Source organism: Micromonospora maris AB-18-032 (assembly GCF_000204155.1).
GTDB lineage: Bacteria > Actinomycetota > Actinomycetes > Mycobacteriales > Micromonosporaceae > Micromonospora > Micromonospora gifhornensis.
On the sequence record NC_015434.1, the window covers coordinates 1,194,159 to 1,207,695 of the forward strand.

The following is a 13,537-nucleotide window of genomic DNA, read 5'->3' on the forward strand; positions in this document are numbered from 1 at the left end:
GGCGGAGCGGTTTACGCGTTGGTGTCGCCGTATTCGCGGGTGCCGTTGACGTCGAGGGTGATGCGGCTGTTCTCGGTCCAGCCGCCGGTGCTCTGCTGCCAGCTGGGGTCGTCGCGCTCGTCGATGGCCGTCCAGTTCTGGCGGTGGTGGCGTAGCTGGATGGGGCCGGTCGAGGCGCCGGGGGCCAGTGTCCCGCTGGCGAAGGTCAGCTCGATCCAGCCGGGGATCGACGTACCGTGCGGCGGCAGGACCGTCCGAGTCGGAGTCGGAGTCGGGGTCGGAGTGCGGGTCGGCGGCGGTGGCGGTTGGGGCAGCGGGAAGAACTGGACGTGGCGTTGTACGTTGGCGCAGCCGATCGCGGCCCAGTCGCAGTTGGTGACAAGTGAGGTGTTCCCGCCCTCGAACGTCACGTGGTAACGCACCCGCACCTCGGTCAGGTCCAGCGGGGTGGTGCCCGTGTTGACGATCTGGAGGGCGTGCTGGATCTGGTTGTCGGTGGGTGACCAGTCCATGTTGTGGTAGCTCACTCTGGCCTTCCCGTACGCGGTGCGCACCGGGATCTGCGGTGAGTCGAGGGAGTATCCGCCGTTGGTGGAGGCCCAGACGGTGAGTCGGTATTCGGTGCCGGGTGCCAGGTCGGTGAGCGTGAGCTCGGTGCCGGTGGTGGTGCCGAGGCTGCGGTAGGTGTTGGGGCCGAGCCACGCCCGGACCTCGTGCCGGATGGGCGTCGCGCCGGGCTCGCCGATCCAGGTCGATGGTGCCCAGCTCAGGGTGAGCAGGTGCGGCTCGTTGGTCACCACCACCGGTGCGCCGGGGGTGGTGAGGATGACCGGGTCGTCGGCCGCGTACGCGATGGCCGTGCCGGAGAGGCCCAGCGTGGCGGCGAGGACCGCGACGAGGGTGAATCGACGAGCACGCATGGTGAGAATGCTAGAGAGTTACATGCATGTTTATCAATGGTTAGGGGTGTCGCGCTCGTTGCGACCGGCGGCGATGGCGGCAGCCGCCCAGGCGAGCAGGATGCCCATGGTGAGGCCGGGCGGCAGGTACCAGAACGTGAGGAAGCCGGCCGGCGGCGTCAGTGGCAGTGCGGCGACGAGCGCCCACGCGACCCGGCGTGGCTGGGCACCGCGACGCAGCCCCTGCACTCCGCACCAGACGGTGCCCACCAGCGCCGTCAACAGGGCCACGAGGTCGAACACCCACCCGTACCCGGGGCTGTTGTATTCGAGGCCGATCGCGATGGTCGCGGCGAGGAGCCCGTACCTGGTGAGGCATCGAGGTGCCGCGGTGGCGTGGCGGGTCACCGTCCAGACGAGCGGCAGCGTCAGCAGCACCGAGACGAAGAAGGGCCCGCGCCAGATCCACGCCGGCTCCGACCCCGCGAACAACGGGAGGTTCTCGGCCATCCATCGCGCCGGAGCGGGTAGGGACCAGATGGCTCGGCCGCCGCCGACCTCCCATTGGGTGGCCATCGCGGCGCCGAGAACCATCGCGATCAGCGGTGCGGGAACCGCCAGGGCGCGCCGCCAGCGGACGACCTGCCACCCGCCCTCGACGCCGGACGGGCCGGCGCGATCGGGTACGTGCTGCGGGTGCTCTGGTCGCATCGGTTGATCGTCGCCGCGTCGCTGGGGAATCTCATCGGCGGAACAGCCGAGATCACCAGCGACGCGGCGACGGGTCAGCGGGATTCGATCTGGCCCAGCGGGCCGGGATCGACTGTCGACCAGGCCGGGTCCTGCGGGTTGAAGGCGCTGTGCAGATACGCCGTGGTGGCCCGCTGGATCAGGGCGACCCGTTCCGGGCTCTCGTCGGTGGTCTCGGTGACGCCGTAGCCGGAGACGCCACCCAGCGAGTGTTCGCCGCCGACCACGGTGAGCAGGCTCTTCGGTGCCGGGCTGAGGTGGTACGGGTCGGTGAACCAGTCCGGTCCGCGTACCGACAGCGGTGAGTCGTCCTGGTCGCCGGCGACGATCAGGGCGGGCGTGGTCATGCCCGCGAAGTCGGGGCTCATGAAGGGGAAGTGTTCGGCGGCGAACGGGGACAGGTCGGTGCCGCCGGTGCCGGTGGTGGCGAGCAGGACGCCGACGGTGACCCGTGGGTCGGTCATGTCCTCGCCGGGTAGGCCGTCGGCGTCGAGGACCCGGGCGCCCAGCAGCATGCTTGCGGTCTGGCCGCCCCAGGAGTGGCCGGCGACCGCGATGCGCTGGTGATCGAGTCGTCCGTCCAGGCCGGGGACGGCTGCCTCGATCGTTTTCAGCGAGTCGATGACCTGCGTGAGGTCGGTGACCCGGATGCGCCAGATCTCCGGGTACCGCGGGTCGTCCGGGCCGATGGCGAGGGTCCGCGCGTCGAGGTGGGTGGGTTGGATCACGGCGAAGCCGTGGCCCGCCCAGTGATCGACGAGCGGTGCGTACCTGTCCATGTCGGCGCCGAAGCCGTGGGCGAAGACGATGATCGGCAGCCCGCTCCCGGTGGTCGGGGCGGTGATGCGGACCTGAAGGTCGGTGCCCCGGGCCGGCGCCGGCAGCACCACGGGACGTACCGAGACCACCGGGCTGGGCAGGTGCTGGGGGATGCTCATTACTGTTACTCCTCAGCAGAGAGGCAAGCGGATCGGCGTTCCGTTTAGACGATACGGAACCATGTTCCGTTTGCTCGGTCATCGTGACGGAGGCCACAGGACCGTGCCGGCCCGCAACACCGACTCACCGCCGCCGCGCAAACGGGCGGACGCCGAGCGCAACAAGCAGGCGCTCCTGGAGGCTGCCGCCGCCGCCTTCGTCGACGCCGGGGTCAATGCCCCGGTCCGTGACATCGCCGCCCGGGCCGGTGTCGGCGTGGGTACGATCTACCGCCACTTCCCGGCCCGTGCCGATCTGATCGTGGCCGTCTACCGGCACCAGGTGCAGGCCTGCGCCGAGGCCGCCCCCACCCTGCTGGCGACCGGCCCGACCCCGCACGACGCGCTCGCCGCCTGGGTCGACCTGTTCGTCGACTTCCTGATCACCAAGCACGGCCTCGCCGAGGCGATGCGCTCCGACGCGGCCGCCTTCGAGCCCCTGCACGCCTACTTCCTGGAGCACCTGATCCCCGCGGTGACGCTGCTGCTGGACGCCGCCGTCGACGCCGGTCAGATCACCCCGATCGAGCCGTTCGCCCTGCTACGCGGCATCGGCAACCTCTGCATCGGCGCCGACCCCCGATACGACCCCCGCCCCCTGGTCGCCATCCTGATCAGAGGGCTGCACACCTGACGCGCAGATCCTGGTACGACCGCCCTCGCAGGGCCGCGTACCAGGATCTGCAGCGGGTTCAGTGTCCGGGTTGTCGGTATGCGACGGGCAGGTTGACGACGGCGTCGACCTGTTCCGGGGTGAGCAGCGGGATGAGGCGCGCGTTCACCAGGCCGCCCGCCCGCACCGCGATCGCCACGGCGGTGGCGGTGACCTCGTCGGGCAGGTCGCAGATGACGTACGTGTCGTACTGGCCGAACGAGAAGTACAGGGCCTCCAGGCGGCCACCCGCGTTCTCGACGAGCGCCCGGACGACCTCGACGCGTACCGTCCCGCCGTCTGCGGTCAGCCCTTCCAGCCCGCCGCCCGTGTAGTTCGTCGTGAGCAGGAACTTCGCCATCCCGGCACCGCCTTCCGCCTGGTTCGGCGACGCGCCTACCCGCTGCACCGGCGGTTATTCAGGCGCTGGTCAGCGACGTCTGACCAGGGGAATCGCGGGAGCGCCGACAAGCGTGCATCCCCACCCGGTGGACCCGGTCATGTCGGTGCCGCTGACTATGGTGCGGGCAGGAGTCGGTCGGAAGGTGGGCGAGGACGCGGGCCGAGTGGGACGTGCCGCCGGGTGTCGAAGCGGAGCGGGTGATCACCGCCGTGCTGGCCGACCTGCGCTCCGGGGAGCATCGGGGTGTGGTGGTCGACTCGCCGCCCGGGACGGGCAATCGGCAACACCTGATCGGTATTCGCGAGTCATCGGTGCTGTCCACAATTCGGTGAGGAACGCGACCGGTAGGGGCTGGCGGCCACGGCGGACGACATCGCTGACTGGTTGGGCCGATGATAGGTCCGCTGCCTCGAGACCGAGAAGTCAAAGGATCGAAGAACTGTTGGTCGTGAACCTGAGGCTGAGGTTCAATCGACAGACTCCTCGACCGAGCTCCGACGACTGACGGGGAGCACCAGGAGCGTCCAGCCGCTCTTCGCGAGGCGGAGATGCGCGGCAGGCGAGACACTGAACGAGGCCACGCCGGTCCCGATGGCCATTCCGGTGACCAACACGAGACGCCTGGAGCATCGTCTTCGCCCGGGCACCTTGGCAACTCGTGACGGGCACCCCGAGTGCAGATCTTGGTGTGAAGTGCCATTGGGGCAGTTTCATACCAAGATCTGCACTGCGGTTGTGCTCAGGGCGGGTGCTTCTAATGCATACGCTCGCCTCCGCTGTTCTCAGCGGAGCCTGCGCTTATCGCCCGCATCGGCGGCCAGGAAACAGTTTTCTGTGCCTCCAGCTGGCGTTCCAGGGCGGCCAGTTCGTCCGCCAACGTTTCGTGATGATGCGTGTCCAGCAGTTCGCCGACTCGCCTTAGCGCGGTGTCCCGGAGCGGCGGACCAGCCAGTCCTTCGAATATCTGGTCGCCGACGACGTCGCCCTCGGCTGCATGCTGGAAACTTGGCGCGACCATTCCGGTCAGCCCGTGTCGGGCACGTTCCTCGGCGACTTCCTCCCAGACGCGGGTGATGGGCCGGCGCATGGCTCCGGAAGCATCTTCCTTGGTCTGGCTGAGCTTGTGCCAACTCTTCTCGTACGCATCCAAATGGTCCCGGGCCTCGCTAGACAGCGTCTCGCCGCGCTGCGACGTGGCCAGCAGCCGTCGCTTGATGCGGGCCGCTCGGTCAGCTTCCGGGTGGTAGGCGTTGGCTTTGAAGGCGATCGCGCTGATGGTGAGCAGCACGAGCAGGGCGACCATCGGCCAACCCTTTCCGAACTCGGACTGATCGCCGCGAATCCACGCCCAGGTGCCGAGTACGCCCACCACAAGGCCGGCGAAGGTCAGTGGCAGTGCCCAGGCCGGCCAGGGCGGATCCGCTGGCGTGCGGTGCTCCTCCTCCGCACGCCAGACGACGAGACGGCGCAGCACTGTCTGCAGGCTGAGCCGCCCGCGCAACTGTCGCCGATCGACCCAGGCCCGGTGTCGGAACAGCGGGACCGCCAGCCAACTGCCCGCGAGGATCAGGGCCACGGCAATGCCGACTCCGGGCACCAGGGAGGCCCAGTACTCGAAGTTGAGCACGCCTACCGGGGCGTCGATGGCGGATCGTAACGCGTCCGAGAAGAAGACGGTGTCGTAGACGGCGCTGATCAGAATCACCGTCCAGACCACCCCGGGATGCTGCCAGATCGGCCGTTCGCGGCGATCCTCCGGCCGGTCGTCTGCGTGTTCGTGGTCGTTGCGGCGCAACTCCTGAGTGGCCTCGTAGAGTTCCCGGCTGGCTGCGAACAGCGCCAGACGGTGCAGTGCGGCCCGCGTTTGGTGCCAGGCGCCGATCAGGTCGGCACTCGCCTGCAGCAGCCCCTCATGCGCTGCCCGCAGTGCCGCCTCCGCCTCGTTCTTGGCACCCAGTAACCGGGCCGCTTCACCGTGGGACAGTGCGCCGGCAGGGTAGGGCTCTGGTGTGGCTACCGGGGTGTCGGCCGTGAGGCGGGTCGGCCCCAGATCGAGACGGGTCGTGCAGGGTACGGGTGAATAGCGGCGGCCGTTGGAACCGCTGACGTGCAGCGTCGTTTCGTCGTGCATGGCTCACCCGCTCTGCTTGGAGATCACGATCTCGACCCTGCGGTTGCGTTGCAGGCATGCGTCATCCCAACCGCCCCCGGGCAGGCGCTCCGCGAGGCACAGCCGAACCTCTTCACCGCGCCCTCGGGTTTTCGACACGGGCACACCCAGTTCGCGCAGGATGCGTCCCACCGCGGCAGCGCGCCGCTCCGACAGGTCCTGGTTGTAGTCGGCGTCGTCGCGGGAGTCGGTGTGCCCGACGACCTCCAGATGGGTTGCCTTGGGCAGTTTGTTCTCCTCGGCGATCTCGGCCAGGCGGTTACGTCCTGCTGGTCCGATCTCGTCGGAGTCGGTCGCGAAGAGCGCGGCGGACGGGATGTTGAAGGTGACCGTCTGTACGGGCTCGGCGGGCGGCCCTGCGCCGGGCTTGAAGTGTACGACCGGGTCGTCCGGGGCTTCGGCACCGGCTGGGGCGGCGCTGCCGGCGCTGCGGGTGGGGACCGGAGCGGTGGAGATGTTGCAGGACGCCGCCCCCGCCACCAGGCAGAGCCGCTCCCAGTACTGACGTAGCCATGCCAGGTGGCCGGTTTCGAGGATGGGCTGCCCGTTGGCGGGGCGACCCACGCCGATCATCGTCAGGTGGGTGTTGGCCAGTGCTGCGGGCCAGTCCCGGCGCTGTGGACACTCGGTGGCCGCAGTGTCGATGAACGTCATTCTGCCGGCTGGCGTGCGGCTCAGGTCGGCGCAGCCGGTGGTGCTCAGGCCATCGGTGGCGAGCACCACCGTCCGGCGTGCCTGCCCGCCGGTGGCGGTGTGGGCGGCTGCCACGCCGAGGGCACCAAGCAGGTCGGTGCCGCTCGTTCTGGCGGGGGCGGTGGCTGCCTGGCGGACGAAGCGGGACAGGCAGGCGGTAGCTGTCGCCTGCTGCTTTCGCTGATTACTGGGTTGATTGGCAGTGGTGGCGGTGGGGAAGCTGTCCACCGTCCATTCCACAGTGGAGGCCGAGCCGTCGAACGTTCCGACCGACACCACTTCGCCGTCGTCGACGGCATCCTTCAGCAAGCTCTCCACCGCTGCGACGTAGTCGGGTGCCACTCCCGTCGATCGAGTCGAGCCGGTGACATCCAGCAGCACAGCCACATTCCGCACTCCGCCGACCGGGCGGTCGGTCGGCCGCGAGCAGTCCAACTCCGGCTCGGAGCAGGCGGCGGTGACGCCGAGCGCTGCGACGACGGCGAGCACCAACATGATGCGGGCGGCCCTCATGACGTGGCCTTTGGCAGCGGGTCACCGTCGACCACCGGCCAGCTGCGATCGTCGAGGCCCATCTGCTTGCAGAACGCCTGCACAGCCTTGTCGTACGCGTTGGCGAACTCGTACATGCCGACTCTCTCGTGGTCCTTGCCGGCCTGACGCAGTACGTCGGCGAGTTCGAGCACCGAAGCGCGGTGGTGGTTGGCGTACCGACCGACGACAGCGGCGAAGTCTGCGTCGGTGAGCTGGGCGGCGTACCCGACCTTGGCGTCGTGACCCAGGTCGTGCAGCAGGTCACGCCAGCGTTCGGTCAGCATCTCGAACCGGGCTGCCTGGAGCAGGCCCAACGTGGCGCGGGCCTCCACGTCCAACTGCTGGAGGGCGTACGGCAGAAGGTGCTCCCGTACCCTCGGGTCGGGCAGTACCCGGACCTTGGCCCGGCACCGCACCTTGCCGTTCGGGCCCGAGTAGCACCAGTCGCCGTCCAACTCCTTCTGGATGGCCTTCTCCGCTTCGGCGCAGTGGTACGGGGAGAAGGTCCGCGCCACCGCCCAGATCCGCTCTCGGACGGTGTCGCGGGCACTGCTGCCGAACTCGCGAGCCTGTTCGGTCAGGGTTGCGTACGACATCTCGCGGCTGGCCCACACCAGATCGGTGTGTACCTGGAACTCGAACACATCTCCGGCGCAGAGCGCGGTGATGACGGCACCGTCGCCGGCGGGTTGGTAGATCACTTCCTCCATGGGCGCGGGCGGGGGTGCCGGAAACGGCTGCTCCTCGCCGCGCCACCAGTCGACCAGGCGTCGCCAGAGGCTGCGGCGCGGTGGGCTGCTGTGCAGGGTCGTGCTGCTCATACTGCCTCTCCTTGTTGACGAGTAGTCTCGGTCGGCACGCCCCACGGCATGCCGAGGAGCCGGCCAGCGGTGGATGACTGCGAACGCCAGCTGTGCAGGTAGAAGCGGCCCCGAACGGCGACGGGGCCGACCAGGATTCGGCAGACGAGATCCTGGACCCGCCCGGCGAGGTCCGGATCGTCGTCGGCCAACCGGAGCCAGGTGCGCAGCTCCAACCAGGCCCGGTGGGCGGTCGTGGGATCGGTGAGCGTGGTCTGCCAGAGAGCGACCAGCTCATGGCCAGCCGGTGTGAAGCCGGCCGTACTGGTCAGCAGCAGGGGCCAGCCGTCGTACGGAGGCACGCCGTTGCGCCGGGCCAGCAGAAGGAACCCCCGGGTGGCGTGTACCCGTAGCCGGTAGAGGTTCTCGCCGTGCCAGGTGACCAGCGTCCGCCAGGTGGCCGCCGGCGCGGCGGCGTTCTGGTAGGGCTCGGGCGGATCATAGAGGGTGATAAGCGTGCGGGCTACGGCGGCGCTGTTGTTGAGGTCGTCCCGGCTGGCCAGAGTCCGCAGCTCCGCCAGCGACTCCTCCGCAACTGCCAGCCCCAGCAAAGTTCCATATGCGCGAGCGGCCGTGTCGTGCAACCTCGGGCTGCCGCTGCGCACCCAGTTGCGTACCCGCACACGAATCCGGGCGAGCAGGGTCTTGTCGGTGGCTGCGATGTGCAGAGCCCAGGCGGCGGCCTGCCGGATGGTGCCCCGCTCGTCTGCTGCCCAGTTCCGTATGAGGACCGCCCACACCTCGTCGAAGTCGTATCTGGCTAGCCATCCGGCGAGGTACGCCGCCCGTTGCCGAACGGCGTCGCGCCCGGAGATGACCAGCTGCTCCAGCCAGTGCAGCAGTGGGCGGCGCCCGCCGTCGAAGTCGTGCCAGACCACATCCAGCACGTCGGTCAGCAATTCGGGATGTGCCAGTCGGGCGCGCCGCGGTTGCTCCAGGACCTCGGCCGCAGTGAACTGGCCCTCCCCGTCGGGTGCGCGGAGCATCTGCTCTACCCCGCCGTCGAAGACCACCCGGGTCTGGTGCTCGGTGCCGACCTCGACCGCGCGCAGGATGGTCAGCAGCAGCTCGGCCGCGTCGAAGACGTCGGCGAGCGGGTGTTCGTCGAAGGCCGCGTACGCGATCTGAAAGGCCTGCCGACGTGGCGCGGCCTGCGGATCCTCCTCCTTCTCGTCCTGTCGAGGGCTGTTCGCTGTCTTGAGCAGTCTCGCCACAAAGGCCCGCCGGCGACTCAGCAGGCCGCCCAGCGCGGCCCCCAGATCGCTGTCCACCCCGCTCCAGCCTGCCAACGCGGTGGCCAGGCCCACGATCTGAACCGGTCGGGGATCAGCCGCGAGTTCAGCCTGGACCTGTCCGTTGGCGAGGCAGCGGTCGACGAACGCGGTCCTGCATCCGCCATGGCAGTTCGGGCAGTCCCCGACGCATCTCTGCTCCCGAGCGAGCATCCGCAGCAAGTGTCGGCGTAGCACGTTCTCTGTCGAGGGCGGCAGGTAGGCGGCCCCGTACGGCATGAGTTCCGGACCAGGCGGGTCGGTCCGGTCGTGCAGGATCACCAGGTGTGCCTTGTGGTCGCGGGCAAGCCGCTCGAAGGCGCGCAACGTTCCGATGGTCACCTTGGCGTTCGGCGGCAACTCCAGCACCGTGCCGTATCCGCGGAGCAGTAAGTTGTCCGTTCCGGCCAGCTCCGCAGCCGTCACATCGGCATGTACCGGCTCGACTCCGGCGACGCGGTCGATGCCGGCCACCTGCCACAGAAGCATCTCGGCGGTGGTACGTCGGCCGGTGCCGACCTTCCCGCCGAGCAGGATCACACGATGCTCCGGTAGGCGGGCGGCCATCTGCGTGAAGTCGGTGACCTCCACATACGTGCGTGCGGTCTCCTCAAGGATCGCCGGGTCGCGCACCCAGCGGTGCACACTGGCCTTCCGGCCGTCCGGCTGAGAGAGGTTGATTAGCGTGTAGTCGCCGTGCACGGCGATGCCGGTGGCGCTACCGGCCATCGCGCGGGGAGTCGCGTCGACGGCACCGGCCTCGTCGAGCGCTTCACCGGGTAACAGGGTGGCCGGCAATGGAGCGGGTCCGGTCGTCGACGGCTCCGGCGGCAGGTGTTCCTGCCACTGTGGGTAGCCGGCGTCTCGCTGCGATCCGTTCCCGTTGTCGGCACCCTGAGAAGCTGGCCCGGCCGGGCTCTCCGCTGTGTCGGCAACCGGAGTCGGCGGCTCGGCAGAGGACGGCGGCTCGCCGGAAACGTCGGCCGGGCCGGACGGTGGCGTCTCGGCGGTCATGCCGAGCCGCCGTAGACGTTCATGCCCCTGGCGTCGATGTGGGTGCCGTCGCCCTGCGTGATCACACCGGTGCTCCCATGCTGGTTGTACTGGTACTTTCCGCCCGAGGGCGGCCTGTGCTCCTCGTGATCGGAAGCCCTGTCGGATACCCGGGCCGACGATGTGGTGCCGGCGGGTCCCTTAGCCCGGGTCGGCTCCGGGCCGGGTAGGTCATCCTCCGGATAACCGGCCGTGACGATGGGCGGAACGTGCCCCGGCAGGTGCAGCCAACCGGTTGCCACGAAGTCCTTCTGCGGCACGGCAACTCGAACGTCCCGGAACAACTCCGGCTCAAGGCCCAACTCCCGGAACCGCACCGTCGCCCGGTAGACCTCGTCGGAGATGACCGCGACGACCGGGGCGGCCGGTACGGCGACGGCCGCTTCGTTGGCGGCCTCACAGCCTTGCAGCCGCACCGCACTGACGATCGCGTCGCCGCCCCGCGGGATGTCAGCGTCGTCCACCAACACATCGCCGCGGTCGATGCCGGCGCGGAGCCGTAGTTGGCTCTCCTGGTTCTTGTTCCGGTTGTACGCCAGCACCCCGTTACGCAGCAGGCGGAGGAACTCGGCGACCACCCAGGCGCACGGCACTTCGGCCGAGATCAGGATGAGTTCCCCATCACCCCGTTCGCGGCGGATCCAGCGTCCCGGCGGGCAGGCGCGATGCACTGCCGCGACGATCCGCTCCGTGGCGGTGCTGAGTTCAGAGTGCCGAGGGTATCCGCCCGAACTCGATTTCACGATGTCGACCGAAATGACATTCCAGGGGCGTGGAAGTTCCACAGAGTTTCACCTGCCTTGCGAGAAGGGATGTGTCACTGTGCGGCGGCAATTGCGGCGTCAGCCAGTTGATCTACGTCAGGTGATGCAATTGGCCTTGCGTCTCGGCGGCTGCGGACAGGGCGGCCTCGTTGCGAATGAGGATCGAGCCGTGCCGGGTCTCCAACAGGCCCGAGTGGGCGAACCGGCGCAGGACCCGATGCACCGAGACTTCCGACGCTCCGACGAGTTGAGCCAGTTCGCTCTGAGTGGTGTGGGCAACCAATGTTTCCCCGACAGCGGCGGCCAGGTTGCACAGTGCGCCGGCGACCCTCGTGGCGGTGTCATAGGAGGCGGCGACACTCCGCTGGTCGGCGGCCCGGAGCCGGTCGGCGAGAAGTTGCGCGAACGGCCGGTGGGCGATCGGATGGTGCTTGAGAAAATGGTCGAATGCCGCAGCGCTGATCGTCCAGGCTGTGACCGGGCCAGCGGCGATCACCGACGCACAACGCGGCCCACCATCGAGGTACGACAGCTCTCCGACAAGATCTCCCGACGACCGAACCGCGATGCGCATAGGCCTGCGACGAGCACCCTTCACAACGACGTTTGCCCGGCCGCTGCTGAGCAGCATCAGATGCCGACCTTGCGCACCCTGTTGGAGTAGATCCCGTCCGTCGGCGAACTCTTCGCGCTCGCCGAGACGCAGCAACGCCGCCCCGTGGGCTGGGGAAAGACGACCCGCGAAGCTCGTCCGCGACCACGACATCTTCGCCGCCCTACCTGCTTTACCTGTCTCCGCCACCACTTCCTCCATGTCTGTGCTCGGGTCAGAGCAGACTCACCGCGATCAGTGCGGCGGCCAGCATCGAGAAGACTGTCCCGGCTCGCGTCCAGCGGTACTTCGTCATGGCCAGCCGGCTGATCCAGCAAAGCTGGTAGATCAGGCTCGGCAGGGTGTCGTGGGCGACCCGCTCCACGTACCGCTGGACCAGAACCGGATCGCGCAGCTTGTGCACGTGGCCGAAGTAGGCCACGAGCTGCAGCTCCTGATCGCCGTTCGGCCGGGGCAGCAGCGCCATGATCAGACTCAGCAGGGCAGCTGCACCGCACAGGACGCCGCTCCACCACGTCCAAGCGACGGTGCCGGTCAAGTGCCGTGGTGACCAGGAGACGCCGACCAGGACCGTAACCAGAGCGAGCAGGGCGCCGCCGAACAGACTCAACCACTGGACAGCCTTGGCGTCGGCGCGTCGAAGCTCTTCGCGTGCCTCAGCCAAAAGCCGTTCGGTCAGCCGTACGGCGGCTGCCTGACCGGTGTTGCGCCGGTGCAACTGGGCCGTCTGGCCGACCTGCGGGCCACTCGATTGTCTCCGCCGCTGTGGCTTCGGAAGCTGCCGAACGAACCCTGGACGCACCATGAGCCTCCTTCACGGACTGCTGTTTCCGATGATGAGGGTCTCGGTATTCGGCTCCGCCCACCTCGTCTAAGGCCACAAATGCTGTGTCGACATCGACACAGAGCCCGCCAGCGAACGCAGCAGATCCGGGCGAACGATGACGATTCGGCGACGCTGAGTTATTGCGATCCGTCGCTCGCGCAACACCCGCAGCGTGCGTGCCACCACCTCCCGAGAGGCCCCGACCGCCGCCGCGAGATCCTGTTGGGTGAGCGGAAGATCGAGCAGCACGCCGTCCGAGGTTTCGACGCCATGCTTGTCGAGTAGTTCGACAAGGAGTACGACCAGACGATCGTCGCCGTTGCTGGAGCCGTACTCGACTCTGCGTCCGTCGGCCTCGCGGAGGCTGGCGGTGACCTGTCGAAGCAGCGACAGCGCGATCTCCGGCCACTGTGCCAGGCAGGCGTGGAACCGTTCGGCGCTGAGTATGGTCGCCTCGATCCCGGTCAGGGTGGTGACGGTGGAGAGGCGAGGTTGACCGTCCACGGCGGAGAGTTCGCCTAGGATGTCGCCGGGACCACGGAGAGCGAGCAGTGCCTCCCAACCGCGCCGGGAGGTCGAGGTGACCTTCACCCAACCCTTCTCGATCAGCAGGACATGTCGGGATGGGTCGCCCTGATGGAGCAGGACAGTGCCCGCCGAGTAGGACCGTTGGGTGCCGGCCCTCGTCATCGCGGCGAGCGCGTCCGGTGACAGGCTGGCCGCGAAGTTGGTAATTCTTACTTCGTCCGGTTCGGGCGAGCCGCTGGTGCGGCCTGGCGCGGTCGGGGGTGATCTCACGGCAATGCTCCTATCGACGTAGTTGCCCAGGCAGTCATCCCGTTGACGAATCGTGCATGAGCATGAGGCGCCTCGTTTCTATCGGTTGCCGCAATGTGCGGTGATCGGCCGAATGGGCAGCAGCGAGATGCTTTAAGCCATTCGCCATTGGGTCGCTGGGTAGCTTCTTGTTGATAGATGGTCAAACCTTTGCGCGGATCGATCGCATGAACGATCGGCTGACAGTGCCCGCCGGTAGTGGGAGGGGTGCGGTGGTGGTACGCCCAGCGAAACC

14 protein-coding genes are annotated in these 13,537 nt (G+C 68.4%); 2 read left to right on the forward strand and 12 right to left on the reverse strand.

Annotated features, from left to right (window positions below; translation table 11 throughout):
- Positions 1-11 precede the first annotated feature (11 nt).
- The 3 genes from VAB18032_RS05490 to VAB18032_RS05500 form a co-directional block, all read right to left on the reverse strand.
- Positions 12-920, reverse strand: coding sequence for a cellulose binding domain-containing protein (locus VAB18032_RS05490; protein WP_013731797.1), 909 nt, complete (start codon positions 918-920; stop codon positions 12-14).
- Between the two features lie 33 nt (positions 921-953).
- The gene (locus VAB18032_RS05495; protein ID WP_013731798.1) at positions 954-1,610 is read right to left on the reverse strand and encodes a hypothetical protein; all 657 of its coding nucleotides are present in this window, start codon (positions 1,608-1,610) and stop codon (positions 954-956) included.
- Positions 1,611-1,684: 74 nt separating this feature from the next.
- A complete protein-coding gene (locus VAB18032_RS05500; RefSeq protein WP_013731799.1) occupies positions 1,685-2,587 on the reverse strand; it encodes an alpha/beta hydrolase family protein in 903 nt (300 codons plus the stop codon).
- 61 nt (positions 2,588-2,648) lie between these two features.
- Between VAB18032_RS05500 and VAB18032_RS05505 the strand changes: the two genes are divergently transcribed.
- Entirely contained in the window at positions 2,649-3,260 is a 612-nt protein-coding gene (locus tag VAB18032_RS05505; protein WP_013731800.1) for a TetR/AcrR family transcriptional regulator, read from the forward strand.
- A 58-nt stretch (positions 3,261-3,318) separates the two neighbouring features.
- Here the strand turns inward: VAB18032_RS05505 and VAB18032_RS05510 are convergent, their stop codons facing one another.
- A complete protein-coding gene (locus VAB18032_RS05510; protein ID WP_013731801.1) occupies positions 3,319-3,639 on the reverse strand; it encodes a GYD domain-containing protein in 321 nt (106 codons plus the stop codon).
- Between the two features lie 239 nt (positions 3,640-3,878).
- Between VAB18032_RS05510 and VAB18032_RS33135 the strand changes: the two genes are divergently transcribed.
- On the forward strand, positions 3,879-4,013 hold the full coding sequence (locus VAB18032_RS33135; RefSeq protein WP_269764240.1) for a hypothetical protein: 135 nt from the start codon (positions 3,879-3,881) through the stop codon (positions 4,011-4,013).
- A gap of 422 nt (positions 4,014-4,435) precedes the next feature.
- Here the strand turns inward: VAB18032_RS33135 and VAB18032_RS05515 are convergent, their stop codons facing one another.
- From VAB18032_RS05515 to VAB18032_RS05550, 8 genes are all read right to left on the reverse strand, one after another.
- The gene (locus VAB18032_RS05515; protein ID WP_013731804.1) at positions 4,436-5,812 is read right to left on the reverse strand and encodes a hypothetical protein; all 1,377 of its coding nucleotides are present in this window, start codon (positions 5,810-5,812) and stop codon (positions 4,436-4,438) included.
- Between the two features lie 3 nt (positions 5,813-5,815).
- Positions 5,816-7,057 (reverse strand): OmpA family protein, encoded by a 1,242-nt coding sequence (locus VAB18032_RS29925; RefSeq protein ID WP_050814544.1) that lies wholly within the window; start codon positions 7,055-7,057, stop codon positions 5,816-5,818.
- Positions 7,054-7,899 carry a hypothetical protein gene (locus tag VAB18032_RS05525; RefSeq protein WP_013731806.1) on the reverse strand — a complete coding sequence of 282 codons (846 nt, stop codon included), beginning with the start codon at positions 7,897-7,899 and terminating at the stop codon, positions 7,054-7,056. Before VAB18032_RS05525 ends, VAB18032_RS29925 begins: the two co-directional genes overlap by 4 nt.
- Positions 7,896-10,223, reverse strand: a complete 2,328-nt coding sequence (locus VAB18032_RS05530) for a hypothetical protein (RefSeq protein ID WP_148272203.1) — start codon at positions 10,221-10,223, stop codon at positions 7,896-7,898. Before VAB18032_RS05530 ends, VAB18032_RS05525 begins: the two co-directional genes overlap by 4 nt.
- Positions 10,220-11,005 (reverse strand): hypothetical protein, encoded by a 786-nt coding sequence (locus VAB18032_RS05535; protein WP_148272204.1) that lies wholly within the window; start codon positions 11,003-11,005, stop codon positions 10,220-10,222. The genes VAB18032_RS05530 and VAB18032_RS05535 overlap by 4 nt, the downstream gene beginning before the upstream one ends.
- Before the next feature lie 112 nt (positions 11,006-11,117).
- Positions 11,118-11,840: a Crp/Fnr family transcriptional regulator gene (locus tag VAB18032_RS30520; RefSeq protein WP_081476028.1), complete on the reverse strand. Its 723-nt coding sequence runs from the start codon at positions 11,838-11,840 to the stop codon at positions 11,118-11,120.
- 13 nt (positions 11,841-11,853) lie between these two features.
- Positions 11,854-12,357 (reverse strand): Pycsar system effector family protein, encoded by a 504-nt coding sequence (locus tag VAB18032_RS29930; RefSeq protein ID WP_050814546.1) that lies wholly within the window; start codon positions 12,355-12,357, stop codon positions 11,854-11,856.
- 153 nt (positions 12,358-12,510) lie between these two features.
- Complete coding sequence (locus tag VAB18032_RS05550; protein WP_050814547.1) at positions 12,511-13,263, reverse strand: Crp/Fnr family transcriptional regulator; 753 nt, start codon at positions 13,261-13,263, stop codon at positions 12,511-12,513.
- Between the last annotated feature and the right edge of the window lie 274 nt (positions 13,264-13,537).